We start from the raw sequence: 15916 nt of genomic DNA on the forward strand, positions 1-15916 counted from the left end.
ACCTCCTTGGTAGATCAGGGAACTTCGGCGGGTGGCCGGGGATCGTCCTCACTCGGTGAGTGATTCAAGGACATCCTGAGCGATGGGCAAGGCGGCGAAGATACTCGGCCAGCCAGTGTAGAGCGTTATCTGGGCCGGTAACTCCGAGACTTCAGCCTGGCTCAGGCCACTGTCCAATGCCAGGTTGATGTGGCGCGCCAATGCCAGGTTGATGTGGCGCGGTCGTCCTGACAGGTGATGGCGAGCCGTAATCTATCCATTGTGTTGGCTACCCTGTCGGTTGAGGCCGTATGTTCATGAGCCGAACTCATGCCAGTTATCAAAGTGTTTTCATTTATCGATAGCTGCTACCCAACTACCATTCGTAGTTGACTCAGGTAGACCACTGCAGAGAGGGAAATGGCATGAAGATCACTCGCGTCGGCACCCAGCCGTCCTACCCAGGACCGGAGGAGTATTTCACTGGCACGGTCCGTGTCGACCCTCTATTCAAGGCTGAAGCGCCTGGTTGCGCCGCAGGAGCCTCGGTGACTTTCGAGCCGGGCGCCCGCACCGCCTGGCACACGCATCCAGCCGGTCAAACCCTGATTGTCACTCAGGGGTTGGGTCGTGTTCAGCGTGAGGGAGGACAGATAGAGGAGATACGGCCTGGGGATGTTGTCTGGTTTTCGGCGGGTGAGCGGCATTGGCATGGTGCAGCACCAGATGTTGCGATGACACATATTGCGATTCAGGAATCCGTCGATGGCTCGGTCGTGACATGGCAGGAGAAAGTCAGCGATGAGCAGTATTCCGGCAAGGCTTTCTGATGGAGGCCGCGGGCGTCGCCAAGCTGTGCAACTCGGAGGCGCACCGCATACCTTGCTGTGGACGGAGCGACTCAAACCGTGACCAGCGCCTCGGTATCCTCGACCTCGCCACAGCGGTCAAGCGAATACCCCGGTAGTTTCAGCACCGCTTCCTGAAATGCCTGTCCGGCGATCATCTCGCGGAAACGCAGCAGACGAGGTTCGGACAGGCTGCGATGGTGGCACAGCAGCAGGTAGTCCTCGTCGGCCAGCGGGAGGAAGTCCAGCCCGAAGCGCCTTGCTGCTGCCTCCACGCCAAAGCCGGCGTCGGCCATGCCGGCGGCGACGTAGGCGGCTACGGCTGAGTGAGTGTACTCCTCGATTTCATAGCCGCGAATACGCCGTGAGGACAGCCCCTCTGCCTGCAACAGCCCATCCAGCAACGCCCGGGTCCCTGATGCCAACTGTCGATTGATGAACCTTGTCTCACCCAGCGTCAGGTCCTTCAATCCCTGGATGGCACAGGGATTTCCCGCCGCGATCATCAAACCCTGACGCCGGGTGATGAAACGCAGTACACGATGGCTGCGTGGCTTGAGCAGAGGGCGATAGTCTGCCACCAGGCGCTGGCCGACTGGCCCCTGGGGCAGGTGGAAGCCGGCCAGGTCGCAGGCACCTCGGTTGAGCGCGACCAGCGCTTCCCGAGGGCTGCAGTACTGCAGGTCGAGGTGCAGCCCATCGAGATATTGGGGAAGCAGCTCCACGGCATAGCCATGACTGGCATGCATGCGCAGCACCGGTCTGACGCCTTCAAGGGTCTGCTGGATTTCCAGGTTGAGTTCGGAACCCAGACTTTCGAGTTGTGGCCCAAGACGAGCGATCACCCGTTGCTCTGCCCACAGCAGCTTCTCGCCCAACGGTGCCAGGCGTGCGCCACGTCCACGCTGCAGCTCCACGAGGCCGATGCCGAAGAATTCCTGCCACTTGCCCAGCAGGTTCCAGGCATGGCGGTAGGAAATCCCCGCCATCTTCGCTGCCTCGGTCAACTTGCCGTGCAGGTGAACCCCTTCCAGCAGCACGAACAGTTGCGGATCCAGCTGGTTGCCTGCTTCATCGCTGAAATACCAGGCCGGTGTGATCTTGATTCGCTTCATAGGAAGTAAGTTTCTTATTTTGTGTCAAAGGAGGTAGTGCTAGGTTTAAAGCAACCGTGACTGACACCAATATCATGAAATATGTACTGGTGTTCATATATAAACAGTAGTCCTACTACGAGTAGTCCTACAACAAGAGCCAGGTGATCCCGATGAGTGATCTCCACGAGTGGACGCCCCAGCTGATTCAGGACGAAATTGATGCCCTGAAGGACAAGCCCGGTGCCCTGCTGCCTATTCTGCACGCGATCCAGGATCGTGTAGGTTTCATCCCCGACCAGGCCGTGCCTCTTATCGCCAGTTCTCTGGGCCAGACCCGGGCCGAGATCCATGGGGTCATCAGCTTCTACCACCACTTCCGCACCAGCCCACCCGGCAGTCATGTAGTGCGCATCTGTCGTGCCGAGGCCTGTCAGTCGATGGGCGCGCGCGCGTTGGAGGCGCATGCCCGGGCTAGTCTGGCGATTGACTACCACCAGACCACCGGTGATCGCGAGATCACCCTGGAAGCGGTCTATTGCCTGGGCAATTGCGCCTGTGCGCCTTCAGTCAGTGTCGACGACCGAGTTCTTGGCCGTGTCACGCCCGAGAGGTTCGACCGTCTCGTCGATGATCTGCGCACCCAGCCTCTGGAGGTGAAGTGATGGTCACTCGCGTCTTTGTTCCCTGTGACACCACGGCACTGGCCATGGGCGCCGACGAGGTAGTCGAACGGCTCGAGGCCGAGGTTCGGGTGCGAGGCCTTGAGGTCGAGGTGATCCGCAATGGCTCCCGTGGGCTGGCCTGGCTGGAACCGTTGGTGGAGGTCGAGACCTCCGCTGGCCGGGTCGCCTATGGGCCGGTCGACGCGGACGATGTCGGTGAACTACTCGATGCCGGCTTGCTGGAAGGCACGAGCGAGCACCCGCTTGCCCAGGGGCTCACTGAGGAAATTCCCTGGCTTGCCCGGCAGCAGCGATTGACCTTTTCCCGTGTCGGCATCACCGACCCGCTGTCGCTGGACGATTATCGAACCCATGGTGGCTTTCGTGGCCTCGAGGCGGCTTTGGCCCGGGAACCCCAGGCCATCGTCGATGAGGTCAAGGCCTCTGGCCTGCGTGGCCGCGGTGGTGCTGCCTTCCCCACTGGTATCAAGTGGCAGACGGTGCTCGACGCCTCAGGTGACCGGGACCAGAAGTACATCGTCTGCAATGCCGATGAAGGAGATTCAGGTACTTTCGCCGATCGTCTGGTGATGGAGTGCGACCCCTACATGCTGATTGAGGGGATGGCGATTGCCGGACTCGCTGTCGGTGCCACTCAGGGCTACATCTACCTGCGTTCCGAGTATCCGTTGGCCCATCGTATCCTCGACGAGGCCATTGCACGGGCCGAGGCCGCCGGCTATCTGGGAGGCGACCTGTGTGGCAGCGGGCGACGCTTCGACCTGGAAGTCCGCCTTGGTGCCGGCGCTTATATTTGCGGCGAGGAGACTTCGTTGCTGGACAGCCTCGAGGGCAAGCGCGGCATGGTCCGCGCCAAGCCGCCGTTGCCCGCCATCGAGGGACTGTTCGGCCAGCCCACCGTGGTCAACAACGTACTCTCGCTGGCGGCGATCCCTTTCATTCTCGACCAGGGCGGCCAGGCCTATGCCGATTACGGGATGGGACGTTCGCGTGGCACTTTGCCGCTGCAGTTGGCCGGCAACGTCAAGCGTGGCGGCCTGATCGAGCTGGCCTTCGGCATCAGCCTGCGCGAACTGATGGAAGACTTCGGCGCCGGTACCTTCAGTGGGCGTCCATTGCGCGCCGTCCAGGTGGGCGGCCCGCTGGGCGCCTATCTACCGGAGAGTCAGTGGGATACGCCGCTGGACTATGAAGCCTTCGCCGAGGTCGGCGCTGTGCTGGGACACGGTGGTGTGGTGATGTTCGACGACAGCGTCGACATGGCCGAGCAGGCACGCTTCTCCATGGAGTTCTGCACCGTGGAATCCTGCGGCAAGTGCACCCCCTGCCGCATCGGTTCGGTGCGCGGCGTGGAGGTGATCGACCGCATCCGCGCCAACCAGGATCGCGACGCCAACCTCGAACTGCTTGGTGAGCTTTGCGAAACCATGGTCGATGGCTCGCTATGTGCCATGGGCGGTATGACGCCCTTCCCGGTGCAGAGCGTAATCAAACATTTTCCTGAAGATCTGCAGCGTTGAGCTGCCGGAGGTAACCGCCATGCTCGAGTACTTCGACCCCAATCAGGTGGCTCCGGACCAGAGCTTTCTCAAGGATCGGTTTTCCAAGGACTGGTTTTCTAAAGACTACGGCACACCTGCCAGTCTGTCCGAGAAGCACATTGCCCTGGAGATCGACGGCGTGGAGATCCGCGTGCCCGAAGGCACTTCGGTGCTGCGTGCAGCGGCTCTGGCCGACATCAATATTCCCAAACTGTGTGCCAGCGACAATCTCGAGGCCTTTGGCTCCTGCCGCCTGTGTGCGGTGCAGGTCGAGGGCAAGCGTGGTTATCCGGCTGCCTGCACCACGCCGGTGGAAGACGGCATGCGGGTGACCACCCAGAATGACCGTCTGGCCAGACTACGGCGTAATGTCATGGAGTTGTATATCTCGGATCACCCACTGGACTGTCTGACCTGTCCGGCCAATGGTGACTGTGAGCTTCAGGACATGGCTGGTGCCGTAGGGTTGCGTGAGGTGCGTTACGGCTTCGAGGGTGACAACCATCTGGACGCCGAGAAGGACCACTCCAATCCCTATTTCAGCTTCGATCCCAGTAAGTGCATCGTCTGCTCACGCTGCGTGCGTGCCTGTGAGGAAGTCCAGGGCACCTTTGCACTGACCATCGATGGACGCGGGTTCGAGTCGAAGGTGTCTGCGGGGCAGAGCGAAGCCTTCATGGATTCCGAGTGCGTTTCCTGCGGCGCCTGTGTTCAGGCCTGCCCCACCTCGACACTGATGGAAAAGAGCGTGATCGAGGCCGGTCAGCCCGATCACAGCGTGATTACCACCTGCGCTTACTGCGGCGTGGGCTGCTCGTTCAAGGCCGAGATGAAGGGCGACCAGGTGGTGCGCATGGTGCCGTGGAAGGGTGGGGATGCCAATCACGGCCACTCCTGCGTCAAGGGACGCTTCGCCTTCGGCTACGCCACGCACAAGGACCGTCTGACCACGCCGATGATCCGTGATTCCATCGACCAGCCCTGGCGTGAAGTCGGCTGGGAGGAAGCCATTACCTTCGCCGCCGAACGCCTCAAGGCCATCCAGGCCAGCTACGGGCGCGAGAGCATCGGTGGCATCACCTCGTCGCGTTGCACCAATGAGGAAACCTATCTGGTGCAGAAGCTGGTGCGTGCTGCCTTCGGCAACAACAACACCGATACCTGCGCCCGGGTCTGCCATTCACCGACCGGTTATGGCCTCAAGACCACGCTGGGTGAGTCCGCCGGTACCCAGACCTTCGACTCGGTGATGAAGGCCGATGCCATCATCGTCATTGGTGCCAACCCCACCGATGCCCACCCGGTATTCGCTTCGCTGATGCGCCGGCGACTGCGCCAGGGGGCCAGCCTGATCGTCGCCGACCCGCGCCACATCGACCTGCTGGATACTCCACACCTGGCGGATGCTCAGCACTTGCCATTGCGCCCGGGTACCAACGTTGCCCTGGTCAACGCTCTGGCCCATGTAGTGATCACCGAAGGTCTCGAGGATCACGATTTCATCGCCCGGCGCTGTGATGATCAGGCCTACCGTGACTGGCGCGAGTTCATCGGTGAGCCGCGTCACTCACCGGAGGCGGTCGAGGCGACCACCGGCGTGCCTGCCGATGCCGTTCGTCGTGCCGCCCGGACCTACGCCAACGCGCCCAATGGCGCCATCTATTATGGTTTGGGCGTGACCGAGCACAGCCAGGGGTCGACCATGGTCATGGGCATCGCCAACCTTGCCATGGCCACCGGCAACATTGGTCGCGAGGGCGTCGGGGTCAACCCGCTGAGGGGCCAGAACAATGTCCAGGGCTCCTGCGACATGGGGTCCTTCCCCCATGAACTGCCGGGCTATCAGCATGTGGCTGATGACACCGTGCGTCAGCGTTTCGAGCAGAGCTGGGGAGTGCCCATCGACAACGAACCGGGACTGCGCATTCCCAACATGTTCGACGCGGCCATCGAAGGTACTTTCAAGGCGCTCTATGTGCAGGGTGAGGACATCGCGCAGTCCGACCCCAATACCCAGCACGTCGAGGCAGCTCTGACCTCTCTGGAATGTCTGATCGTGCAGGACATCTTCCTCAACGAGACTGCCAAGTACGCCCATGTGCTGCTGCCGGGCTCGAGCTTCCTGGAGAAGAACGGCACCTTCACCAACGCCGAGCGCCGCATCAACCGGGTCCGCAAGGTCATGCCTCCGCGGGCCGGCAAGGAGGACTGGGAAGTCACCGTCGATCTGGCCAACGCTCTGGGCTACCCGATGCACTATCGGCATCCCTCCGAGATCATGGATGAGATCGCTCAGTTGACTCCGACCTTTACCGGTGTCAGCTATGCCAGGCTCGATGAGCTCGGTAGCTTGCAATGGCCGTGCAACGCCGAACATCCGGATGGCACACCGACCATGCACGAAATCGACTTCCCCATCGGTCGGGGCCATTTCGCCATCACCGAGTACGTGGCCACCGAGGAGCGCACCAACCGCCGCTTCCCGTTGTTGTTGACCACTGGCCGAATCCTCAGCCAATACAATGTCGGCGCTCAGACTCGGCGCACCCACAACCAGTTGTGGCATGACGAGGATGTGTTGGAGATTCACCCCTCCGATGCCGAATTGCGGGGTATCAAGGATGGTGACTGGCTGGGCATCACCAGTCGTTCCGGCCATATCGTGCTCAGGGCTCTGGTCAGCGAGCGCATGCAGCCGGGGGTGGTCTACACGACCTTCCACCATCCCTCCAGCGGGGCCAATGTCATCACCACCGACAGTTCCGACTGGGCCACCAACTGCCCGGAATACAAGGTCACGGCGGTGGAGGTGGAGATGGTCAGTCAGCCGTCGGCATGGCAGCAGCGCTTCGACGATTTCGATCGTCAGCAGCGTCAGTTCCTCGATGCCGCGCGCGAGCCGGTCGCATCCGATCGAGCCCTGTAATAACCAGAACAGGCAGGTTCCCGATGAAGAACCACCGGGGGCCTGCCTGGGCCTCGGCAACGAATTGAAGGAGTCGAGAATGGAACACGATCAAGGTGCTCACCTGGTGCGAATGGTGAATCAGATCGCCACCAACCTGAGCCATGAACGGGATGCGGCCACACGGGTACGGGTCCATCTGGAGAAGTTCTGGGCGCGCAGCATGAAGCAGCGCCTGATTGCCTGTCTTGATGATCCGGGCCATAAGCTGACCCCGCTGGCCCATGAGGCAGTAAAACACCTGGCTGGACGTGAAGCGGAGAAGAGTCACGCTTCGTCGAGCGCGCACCAATGACCGTCAATGGTGATTGATGGTCAATACAGAAGGATGGTCAATAGAGATTGACGGTGTCGCCGTTCTCATCGATATCAATACGGGTGCAGGCCGGAGAGGCGCTGAATCCGGGGAGCGTACGTATATCGCCGGCCAGTGCGTAGACAAACCCGGCTCCAGCGGAGAGGCGTACCTCGCGTACCGGTAGGCGCCAGCCACTGGGAGCTCCGAGCTGCTGCTGGTCGGAGGACAATGACAGATGAGTCTTGGCGATGCACACCGGTAGCGTGCCATATCCCTGCTGCTGCCAGGTATCGAGCCGTTCCCGGGCCCGGGAAGCGAAGTCGACGCCGTCGGCGCCGTAGATACGAGTCGCGATGCGCTCCATCTTGTCTGCCAGCGGCAATTCATCGGGATAGAGGAAGTCGAAGTTGCTGTCGGCTTCGGCGGCTTCCGCGACGGCCTCGGCCAGAGCCTGGGCCCCGTAGCCACCATCACGAACATGCGTGGACACCTCCGCGCGCACACCCACCGAGGCCACCAGATCGCGTATTGCTGCATACTCGCTGGGATGGTCTCCGGGGAAGGCGTTGATCGCCACCACCGGCGTCAGGCCGTGGGCACGGATATTGTCGATCTGCTTGAGGAGGTTGACTCCACCTTCGTGGATTTCTTCCGGGTGCTCCGCCAATAGCGAGGCGGGAAGGGGCTGCCCCGCCACGACCTGGTGACGGCCGCTGTGATACTTCAGCGCGCGCACCGTGACCACCAGCACCACGGCGTCGGGTATCAGGCCGGAGGCGCGGCACTTGATGTTGAAGAAGCGCTCGGCGCCCATGTCGGCACCAAAACCCGCTTCGGTGACCAGGAAGTCGCTGGCGCCCAGACCGATATGGTCGGCGATGATCGAGGAGTTGCCATGGGCGATATTGCCGAAGGGGCCTGCGTGGAGCAGCGCCGGTGCATGCTCCAGCGTCTGCAGCAGGTTGGGTTTCAGCGCCTCCTTGAGCAGCACGGTCATGGCTCCGGCAGCACCGATCTGCTCGGCAGTAACGGCCTGTCCGTCACGATCCAGACCCACTATCAGGCGCCCCAGACGTTGACGCAGGTCGGCCAGTGAGTCGGCCAGAGCCAGCACCGCCATGACCTCAGAGGCGGCGGTGATCTCGAAACTTCCCTGACGAGGCACTCCATCACCAGCTCCCCCCAGACCCAGCACGATATGTCTCAGGGCGCGGTCGTTGAGATCGACGACCCTTTGCCAATATATCTCGCGCGGGTCCAGCTCGGGCGCAAGGCGGTGGTACAGGTGATTGTCCACCATGGCCGCCAGCAGGTTATGGGCGGCGCCCACGGCATGGAGGTCGCCGGTAAGATGCAGGTTGATGCGCTCCATGGGCAGTAACTGACTGTAGCCACCACCGGTGGCTCCGCCCTTGAGCCCCAGAGTGGGCCCCATGGAGGGTTGGCGCAGGGCCACCGTGGCGGTGTGCCCGAGGCGTTGCAGGCCCTGAACCAGTCCGATGGCGGTGGTGGTCTTGCCTTCACCAGGCGGGGTCGGTGTCATGGACGTTACCAGCACGTAACGACCTCGCGGACGATCATTCCAGTTCAGCAGCGTCGTCGGGTCGAGCTTGGCGATCCCACGGCCATAGGGTTCCACCGCCTCGCCCGGCAGCCCCAGGTGGTGGGCGATCTCCTCTATGGGCCAGAGCCTTGCGGCTCGAGCAATGCTCAGGTTGTCGGTCGCCCCCGTCGGGGCAGGCTTGGTCGCCTCGGGTGCCATTGCTGTGCCTCCTCGGGCCTGGTCGCTTCTTCACGCCGGTTGTTCATGATCAGTATTGCGCGCCACCAGACATGAGTTTGCCTGGTGGCGTCAGAGGCCTTGGGCACAGCGACATGGGAGGAGCCGATAACGCTTGGCGGTGGTCGAAGGGATAGGCTATGCCTGGTGGAGACGCTATTGCCGCCGTCGATGCCCGTGAGGGAAGGAGGTGTGATGGCAACCCCCATACCGGGCAAGGGGCACTACGATATTGGTTTCCTGTTGCTGCCGGGGTTCTCCCAGCTCGCCTTTTCCTCGGCGCTGGAGCCGCTGCGCATGGCCAATCACCTGGCGGATCGCACGCTCTACACCTGGCATCTCGTGAGTCGCGATGGCGGCGCCGTGAGCGCCAGCAGTGGCCTGTCCACACCGGTGAATCAGGCTCTGGAGCCCATGCCGGCGCTGGATCTTCTGCTGGTATGCGGTGGCGTCGAGGTGCAGCGCTACGACGACCGTGCGACCCTGGCCTGGCTGAGACGGCTGGCCGATCGGCGTATCCCGCTGGGGGCGGTATGCACCGGCGGCTATGTGCTGGCTCTGGCAGGACTGCTTGACGGCTATCGCTGCACTCTGCACTGGGAACACATGTCCAGCCTTCATGAAGCGCAGCGCTTCCCCGGCGTGACTTTCACCTCCCAGCTGTTCGTCATGGACCGGGATCGCTACACCTGTTCGGGAGGCATTGCCCCTCTGGACATGATGCTCAACCTGATTGGCCGCCAGCAGGGGCTGGCGCTGGCTGAATCGATTGCCGAAGAGTTCATCCACGAGCGTATCCGCGGGGTGGGTGATCGCCAGCGCACTCCACTGCGGGTTCGTCTTGGTCACAGCCACCCCAAGCTGGAAGAGGTGGCCAACCTGATGGAAGCCAATCTGCACGAACTGTTGGGGCTGGATGAGCTGGCCAGTTACGCAGGACTGTCGCGGCGCCAGTTGGAGCGGCTCTTTCAGCGCTATGTAGGCTGTCCACCACTCAGGTTCTATCTGGAATTGCGACTGGCACGGGCGCGTCTGCTGCTGCTGCAGACCCATATGCCGATCACCGAGGTGGCCATGGCCTGTGGTTTTGTCTCGCCACCGCACTTCACCAAGTGCTACCACGACTATTTCGGCCACTCGCCGAGCAGTGAGCGCAAGCGGCGCCACGACCGCCAGGCGGACCTTCTCGAGCCGACCATGAATGAAGTGGGCGAGCCGCTGCTTGATGAAAGCGGAGGCTTTGATGAAAACGGAGACCTTGATGAAAGAGGAGACAAGGAAGTGCGGCCATAAGCGTATTGCTGGTAGCCGATCAACTGCGTGTCCGCGCACCTTCTGGATCGTAGAGTGCCTTGTAGCCCACCGCCACCACTTGCATCGGATAGTGGGCACCGAAGTATTCCAGTAACAATGAGCGCCCTTCCTCGGCATGACTGATCGGTAGATAGCCCAGTGCGATGTTGCGGCCTATCGAGGGGCCGTAGGCGATGCTGGTGGTCCAGGAACGGCGCCCCAGGCTATCCACCGGGACCTCGCCGGTCTCCGGATCGAGCAGCGGCGACTGGCCGACTGGGTAACGTGCCTGGCCAGCGCCATCGAGGTGTGACTCCATCACCAGCGTACACAGGTAGGCCGGCTGACGATCACGCTCGCGCTGCTCCAGATAGGCCGCCTTGCCGTGAAAATCCACGTCCTTGACCCTGGGTCTGGCCAGACCCGCTTCCAGCAGGTTGTAGTCGGTGAGCAGATCGACATTCTGTAGTCGCAGGCTCTTTTCCAGACGACGGCTGTTGGCATAGGTCTCGATGCCCACGGGTACCACTCCAGCCTCGAACAGCATATCCCAGAGCGTCAGACCATAGCTGAAGGGAACATAGAGCTCCCAGCCCTGCTCGCCGACATAGGAGATGCGGAAGGCCCAGACCGGAAGGCCTCGCACGCGGATTTCCCGGGCGGTGGCGAAGGGGAAGTGTTCGTCGCTCAGCCCCTCGGGTTCATCGGCCAGCGCCTGGAGCGTGCGTCGGGCATTGGGGCCCCACAGGCCCAGCGTGGCCAGGCTGTCGGTGCGATCCTCCAGGTGCCAGCGGGTCACGCCGAGGTCTTCAGCCCTGCGGGTGATCCACATCAGGTCACGGTGACCGGTGTCACCACCGCATATCACTCGGAAGCTATCCGCCGCCCGACGGACAATGGTCAGGTCGGAGTGGACACCGCCCCGGGCGTCGAGGAAGTGCGTGTAGACCCCTTTGCCAAGGGGGGTGTTGCCGCCAACTCGAGCGACCGAGAGATGTTCCAGCAGGGCTTCGGCGTCGCGCCCCGAGATATCGTAGATGGCGAAGTGGGACAGGTTGATCATGCCCACGTCTTCGCTGAGGGCCAACTGCTCGGCATTGGAGACTCGCCAGAAATGGCGCGCATCCCATTCCACCGGCCGCTCGGGAATCTGCTCGAGATGGTTCGCCAGCCGTGTCTCGTTGCTGGCGTAGCCGTGGGCACGCTCCCAGCCCGCGGCTTCCATGAAGTAGCCACCGAGCTCGGATTCTCGAGACCAGAAGGGGCTGCGTCTCAGGTTGCGTCCACTCTCGAAGGGTTCGCGAGGATGTACCGCGGGATCATAGATCTTGCGGGCGATTTCCAGACAGCGGCCATGAACGTGATGCGGCGTCTTCTGTACGGGATAGAAGCGGGCGATATCGATGCCGCAGGGGTCCATGGCGGGATGCCCGTCGGTGATCCAGTCGGCGAGTAGCTTGCCCATGCCCGGTCCATCCTTGACCCATACTGCTTCACAGCACCACAGGCCGCGGGTTTCCGGCGCCTCGCCTAACAACGAACCACCGTCCGAGGTGACCGAAAGCAGGCCGTTGAAGGAGTGCTTCTCGTCCCAGCCCAGTTCGCCAAGCATAGGGGTGAGCTCTATCGCCCGTTCGAAGGGCTCGGCGATCTGGTCGGCCTCCAGGTCGTGCATGGAAGGGGATAGACGGGCCTGTTCCCGGGACTGAATATCGCGGGGATGGACCAGGCGTGGATGAGTGGTTTCGTAATAGCCCCATTCCAGCATGCCCCCTTCGGTGGAGCTGGGGTCGCCGGTGTCGCGCATATAGGCGGAGTTGCCCTGGTCGCGCATCAAGGGGTAGCCGATTTCCCTGCCGGTGCCGGCGAAAGTGTCAAAGGGGCCGAAGAACATCAGTGGATGCTCCACTGGCATCAAGGGTAACGAGACCCCGGCCATGGCTGCGGGCAGCGGCCCCCAGATGCCGCTGGCAAGGATCACCACTGGTGTGGCGATATAGCCTCTGGAGGTGTGGACGCCGCACACCCTGCCGGCCTGAACGTCGATGTCCTGAGCAGGTGTGTCGGCAAAGGCACGCAGATGGCCGCTTTCCACCGCGCGCTCGACCAACTCACCGGCCACCCGTTGGGAACGGGGCACGACCAGACCGGCATCGGGGTCCCACATTCCCCCCGACACCAGCTCTCGTTGGAGTAGGGGGAAGCACTTCACCACGTCATCGGCATCCATCATGCGGACGTTGGTGCCGAAGGCCTTGCCCGAGGCAACCTTGCGCTGCAGCTCGGCCAGCCGTGCCTCGTCGCCGACACGGGCGATCTCCACGCCGCCGACCCGATGATAGTGCCCCATCGCCTCGTAGAAATGACGGCTGTAGGTGGTGGTGTAGCACGCCAGGCGGTCATGGGAGGTCATGAAGCAGAAATCGGAGGCGTGGGCGGTGGAACCGACATCGGTGGGAATAGCTGAAGCATCGATGCCCACCAGGTTGGTCCAGCCTCGCTCGATCAGGTGGTGGGCCACCGAGGCGCCGACAATGCCGCCCAGACCGATGATCACCGCGTCCGCTTGCGAGGGTAGGGTCGCCATGGCTGTCCTCCAGGGAAGAGCTTCTGCCCACAGCATAGGGTAGGGGGCTGGCACCTCGCTATGTCGTGGCGACGTCTCCTTTGCTGGCGACGACGGACGGTATGCAGGACTGTCGCCCACACCAAAGAGCTCGACGTCCACAGCGAGATGTCCTGGCTTCAGTGGGTCTAATGTCGAATTTGAGGGGGGCCGATGGAGGCTCGTCCCTGGCCATCGCGATAATGGAGGAGGCGGTCATGAACCCTGCCATCGAGAATATCCAGTCGCCCCCGGCGGCACCGGAAATCCTGCTTTATCCACGTATTCGTAAATCGCCGTTCTTCCATGCCTCACGGCGTCATGGAGTACGCAAGTACAGCGTCTACAACCACCACTACCACCCGCGCCTCTATACCGATCCGGTGGAGGAATACTGGGCCCTGGTGGAGGGCGTGACGTTATGGGACGTCGGGGTGGAGCGTCAGATCGAGATCAGTGGTCCTGACGCCTTTACCTTTACCCAGCGGCTGGTGCCCCGCGATATGCGCCAGTGCCAGGTGGGGCAGTGCAAGTATGTCTTCGTGACCGCTCCTGATGGCGGCATTCTCAATGATCCGGTGCTGTTGCGCATTGAAGAGAATCGCTTCTGGCTGTCGCTGGCCGACAGCGACATCCTGCTGTGGTGTCGTGGTCTGGCGTATCACTCCGGCCTTGATGTCACCATCCAGGAGGTGGATGTGGCGCCGGTTCAGGTGCAGGGCCCCGAAGCCAAGGCAGTGATGGTGGACCTGTTCGGCGAGTCGGTGCTGACGATGCCCTACTACCACCTGATGGAAGCCGAACTCGACGGCATGTCGGTGGTGATCTCACGCACTGGCTATTCCGGTGAAATCGGCTATGAGATCTATCTGCGAGATGCCAGCCATCACGGCGAGGCGCTGTGGCAGCGTGTTTTCGAGGCAGGACGACCTCATGGCATGCAGGTAATCGGCCCCTGCCACATTCGCCGCATCGAGGGCGGTATCCTCGCCTTCGGTTGCGACATCTGGTACGACACCAACCCCTTCGAGGTGGGCATGGGCTATGACTGGATGGTCGACCTGCGCGGCGATGATGACTTCATCGGCCGGAAGGCCCTGGAGGACATCAAGGCGAAGGGAGTATCACGCAAGCTGGTTGGGGTAGAGATCGATGGCCCCAGCGTCGGCTACTTCACCGACGGTTCCATGATCGATGTCTTTCCCGTGCTGACCGCCGGTGGTGAGCGCATCGGCCAGGTGACCTCGGCCACCCGTTCGCCGCGCCAGGAGCGCAACATTGGTTATGCCATGGTGCCGGTATCCCATGCCGAACTCGGCACGCCGCTGCGCATCGAGGCCAATACCGGCTTGCAGGATGCGGTGGTGGTGGCCAAACCCTTCCATGATCCCGGTAAGGACATCCCCAAGGCCTGAGCCGTTGGAGGCGCCATGAACGACTTCCATCATGACGTGTTGGCGGCAGCAGCCCTCGTACCGGCGACCCGCTTCGAGCTGTTGCCGATCACCGGTATGCAGAAAGCGGCGCAGCAACTGCCCGTGGGGGCGCTGGTGACGGTGACCTGCTCGCCACGCCATGGCCTTGAACGTACCCTGGAAGCGGCCGAGTGGTTGGTTGAGGCCGGGCTGCGAGTGGTGCCACACGTGGCCGCGCGCCTGGTGCGTGACCGCGCGCATCTGGAGGACCTTCTTCGGCGCCTGGTCGCACGGGGCATCGATGATATGTTCGTGGTGGGAGGTGATGCCCAGCGCCCGCTGGGCATCTATCCCCATGGGCTGGCGCTGCTGGAAGACCTGAAGGACTCTACCCTGCGCCCGACCAGGGTGGGGGTTCCCGCTTACCCCGAGGGCCATCACCACATCGAAACGCCACGCCTGCAGCAGGATCTGGAGGCCAAGGCTGCGTTGGCGGATTATGTCGTCACCCAGTTGTGTTTCGAGGCGCAACCGTTGCTGGAGTGGCGTGAGTGGCAGGCGCGGCTCGGGTTGCGCCTGCCGGTGCATGCCGGCATACCCGGAGTGATCAAACGCAAGCGCCTGCTGAGCATTGCCCTGCGGCTGGGGATCGGCCCCTCAGTAAAGTCGCTGCAGCGTCAATCGGGCAAGATGCGACGCTGGTTGGGGCCCTCTACCTACCGTCCCGACGCCCTGGTGGAAGATCTGACGTCGGCACTGGGGGAGCCTGACAACGGCTTTGTCGGCCTGCATATCTATACCTTCAACCAGGTCGCTCCGACCCGAGCCTGGTTGGAGGAACTGGAGACCCCCTTGCTGGCGCCATCCCCCTGTTGACGAGCCAAGCGCCCGGCTTCGCCGGGACAGGAGTTTTGATAGGTGTCAGCGACCGGGACACATTTCACATTGCTGGAGGCTCGCTGGTGTGGTGCGCGGGCCTGACCAGCCCCTCGTGTCCCTTGAGCATGCCGTTCCAGTACAACCAGGGCATCAGTCTGGCCTTGAGCCACCAGGCCCGCCGCGATGCCTGGGTGCCGTCGTTCAGCTAGGTCGGGAAGGTGGGCTGTAGCTGGCCGCCGTAACCGAATTCTGCCAACACGACCCGGCCGCGTTCGACCGTCGATGGACAGGCGCCATAGCCCAGGTAGGCTGCGGCCATGGGTCTGTCATCCAGCGAGGCCAGCAGGTTCTCGGCCACCACCGGCACCTGCTTGCGCACGGCTGCGGCAGTCTTGGCGTTGGCCGTTCCGCTGGCGTCGCCCAGGCCGAATACCGCCGGATGACGGACATGCTGCAGCGTGGCGGGGTGCAGCTCCAGCCAGCCGGCGGCATCGGCCAACCCTGATTCGGCGATGGAGGCAGGAGCCTTCTGG

The 15916-nt window shown here is 62.5% G+C and carries 14 protein-coding genes; 9 read left to right on the forward strand and 5 right to left on the reverse strand.

Annotated features, from left to right (window positions below; genetic code table 11):
- Positions 1 to 48: 48 nt before the first annotated feature.
- The gene (locus BUE38_RS22190) at positions 49 to 201 is read right to left on the reverse strand and encodes a carboxymuconolactone decarboxylase family protein (RefSeq protein WP_159438867.1); all 153 of its coding nucleotides are present in this window, start codon (positions 199 to 201) and stop codon (positions 49 to 51) included.
- A 203-nt stretch (positions 202 to 404) separates the two neighbouring features.
- On the opposite strand from BUE38_RS22190, the gene BUE38_RS07115 reads away from it, so the two are divergent.
- Positions 405 to 809: a (R)-mandelonitrile lyase gene (locus BUE38_RS07115; protein WP_073434344.1), complete on the forward strand. Its 405-nt coding sequence runs from the start codon at positions 405 to 407 to the stop codon at positions 807 to 809.
- Between the two features lie 71 nt (positions 810 to 880).
- Here BUE38_RS07115 and BUE38_RS07120 read toward each other — a convergent pair whose 3' ends face one another.
- Positions 881 to 1942, reverse strand: a complete 1062-nt coding sequence (locus tag BUE38_RS07120) for a substrate-binding domain-containing protein (RefSeq protein ID WP_073434345.1) — start codon at positions 1940 to 1942, stop codon at positions 881 to 883.
- Between the two features lie 152 nt (positions 1943 to 2094).
- Here BUE38_RS07120 and BUE38_RS07125 point away from each other — a divergent pair, with 152 nt between their 5' ends.
- The 4 genes from BUE38_RS07125 (at position 2095) to BUE38_RS07140 (ending at position 7408) form a co-directional block, all read left to right on the forward strand.
- A complete protein-coding gene (locus BUE38_RS07125; protein WP_073434346.1) occupies positions 2095 to 2586 on the forward strand; it encodes a formate dehydrogenase subunit gamma in 492 nt (163 codons plus the stop codon).
- On the forward strand, positions 2586 to 4127 hold the full coding sequence (locus BUE38_RS07130) for a formate dehydrogenase beta subunit (protein ID WP_073434347.1): 1542 nt from the start codon (positions 2586 to 2588) through the stop codon (positions 4125 to 4127). The genes BUE38_RS07125 and BUE38_RS07130 overlap by 1 nt, the downstream gene beginning before the upstream one ends.
- A 19-nt stretch (positions 4128 to 4146) precedes the next feature.
- Positions 4147 to 7074 (forward strand): formate dehydrogenase subunit alpha, encoded by a 2928-nt coding sequence (gene fdhF, locus BUE38_RS07135; RefSeq protein WP_073434348.1) that lies wholly within the window; start codon positions 4147 to 4149, stop codon positions 7072 to 7074.
- Between the two features lie 79 nt (positions 7075 to 7153).
- Positions 7154 to 7408 carry a formate dehydrogenase subunit delta gene (locus BUE38_RS07140; RefSeq protein WP_073434349.1) on the forward strand — a complete coding sequence of 85 codons (255 nt, stop codon included), beginning with the start codon at positions 7154 to 7156 and terminating at the stop codon, positions 7406 to 7408.
- A gap of 37 nt (positions 7409 to 7445) precedes the next feature.
- Here BUE38_RS07140 and BUE38_RS07145 read toward each other — a convergent pair whose 3' ends face one another.
- Positions 7446 to 9173, reverse strand: coding sequence for a formate--tetrahydrofolate ligase (locus tag BUE38_RS07145; protein ID WP_073434350.1), 1728 nt, complete (start codon positions 9171 to 9173; stop codon positions 7446 to 7448).
- A gap of 213 nt (positions 9174 to 9386) precedes the next feature.
- Here BUE38_RS07145 and BUE38_RS07150 point away from each other — a divergent pair, with 213 nt between their 5' ends.
- The gene (locus BUE38_RS07150; protein WP_084541800.1) at positions 9387 to 10484 is read left to right on the forward strand and encodes a GlxA family transcriptional regulator; all 1098 of its coding nucleotides are present in this window, start codon (positions 9387 to 9389) and stop codon (positions 10482 to 10484) included.
- Between the two features lie 19 nt (positions 10485 to 10503).
- Here BUE38_RS07150 and BUE38_RS07155 read toward each other — a convergent pair whose 3' ends face one another.
- Positions 10504 to 13071: a GcvT family protein gene (locus BUE38_RS07155; RefSeq protein ID WP_073434351.1), complete on the reverse strand. Its 2568-nt coding sequence runs from the start codon at positions 13069 to 13071 to the stop codon at positions 10504 to 10506.
- A 236-nt stretch (positions 13072 to 13307) separates the two neighbouring features.
- Here BUE38_RS07155 and BUE38_RS07160 point away from each other — a divergent pair, with 236 nt between their 5' ends.
- From BUE38_RS07160 to BUE38_RS23400, 3 genes are all read left to right on the forward strand, one after another.
- A complete protein-coding gene (locus tag BUE38_RS07160) occupies positions 13308 to 14504 on the forward strand; it encodes a glycine cleavage T C-terminal barrel domain-containing protein (RefSeq protein ID WP_073434621.1) in 1197 nt (398 codons plus the stop codon).
- A 15-nt stretch (positions 14505 to 14519) separates the two neighbouring features.
- Positions 14520 to 15380 carry a methylenetetrahydrofolate reductase gene (locus BUE38_RS07165; RefSeq protein ID WP_073434352.1) on the forward strand — a complete coding sequence of 287 codons (861 nt, stop codon included), beginning with the start codon at positions 14520 to 14522 and terminating at the stop codon, positions 15378 to 15380.
- An 86-nt stretch (positions 15381 to 15466) separates the two neighbouring features.
- A complete protein-coding gene (locus BUE38_RS23400) occupies positions 15467 to 15592 on the forward strand; it encodes a hypothetical protein (RefSeq protein ID WP_307725392.1) in 126 nt (41 codons plus the stop codon).
- Here the strand turns inward: BUE38_RS23400 and BUE38_RS23405 are convergent.
- On the reverse strand, positions 15589 to 15882 hold the full coding sequence (locus BUE38_RS23405) for a hypothetical protein (protein WP_073434353.1): 294 nt from the start codon (positions 15880 to 15882) through the stop codon (positions 15589 to 15591). The genes BUE38_RS23400 and BUE38_RS23405 overlap by 4 nt on opposite strands.
- Between the last annotated feature and the right edge of the window lie 34 nt (positions 15883 to 15916).

This window comes from Halomonas cupida, from assembly GCF_900142755.1.
GTDB lineage: Bacteria > Pseudomonadota > Gammaproteobacteria > Pseudomonadales > Halomonadaceae > Halomonas > Halomonas cupida.

Bases quoted from the DNA above. Each gene is read 5' to 3' on its own strand.
- BUE38_RS07115 (WP_073434344.1), top strand. From the start codon at position 405: ATGAAGATCACTCGCGTCGGCACCCAGCCGTCCTACCCAGGACCGGAG.
- BUE38_RS07120 (WP_073434345.1), bottom strand. From the start codon at position 1,942: ATGAAGCGAATCAAGATCACACCGGCCTGGTATTTCAGCGATGAAGCA.
- BUE38_RS07125 (WP_073434346.1), top strand. From the start codon at position 2,095: ATGAGTGATCTCCACGAGTGGACGCCCCAGCTGATTCAGGACGAAATT.
- BUE38_RS07130 (WP_073434347.1), top strand. From the start codon at position 2,586: ATGGTCACTCGCGTCTTTGTTCCCTGTGACACCACGGCACTGGCCATG.
- fdhF (WP_073434348.1), top strand. From the start codon at position 4,147: ATGCTCGAGTACTTCGACCCCAATCAGGTGGCTCCGGACCAGAGCTTT.
- BUE38_RS07140 (WP_073434349.1), top strand. From the start codon at position 7,154: ATGGAACACGATCAAGGTGCTCACCTGGTGCGAATGGTGAATCAGATC.
- BUE38_RS07145 (WP_073434350.1), bottom strand. From the start codon at position 9,173: ATGGCACCCGAGGCGACCAAGCCTGCCCCGACGGGGGCGACCGACAAC.
- BUE38_RS07150 (WP_084541800.1), top strand. From the start codon at position 9,387: ATGGCAACCCCCATACCGGGCAAGGGGCACTACGATATTGGTTTCCTG.
- BUE38_RS07155 (WP_073434351.1), bottom strand. From the start codon at position 13,071: ATGGCGACCCTACCCTCGCAAGCGGACGCGGTGATCATCGGTCTGGGC.
- BUE38_RS07160 (WP_073434621.1), top strand. From the start codon at position 13,308: ATGAACCCTGCCATCGAGAATATCCAGTCGCCCCCGGCGGCACCGGAA.
- BUE38_RS07165 (WP_073434352.1), top strand. From the start codon at position 14,520: ATGAACGACTTCCATCATGACGTGTTGGCGGCAGCAGCCCTCGTACCG.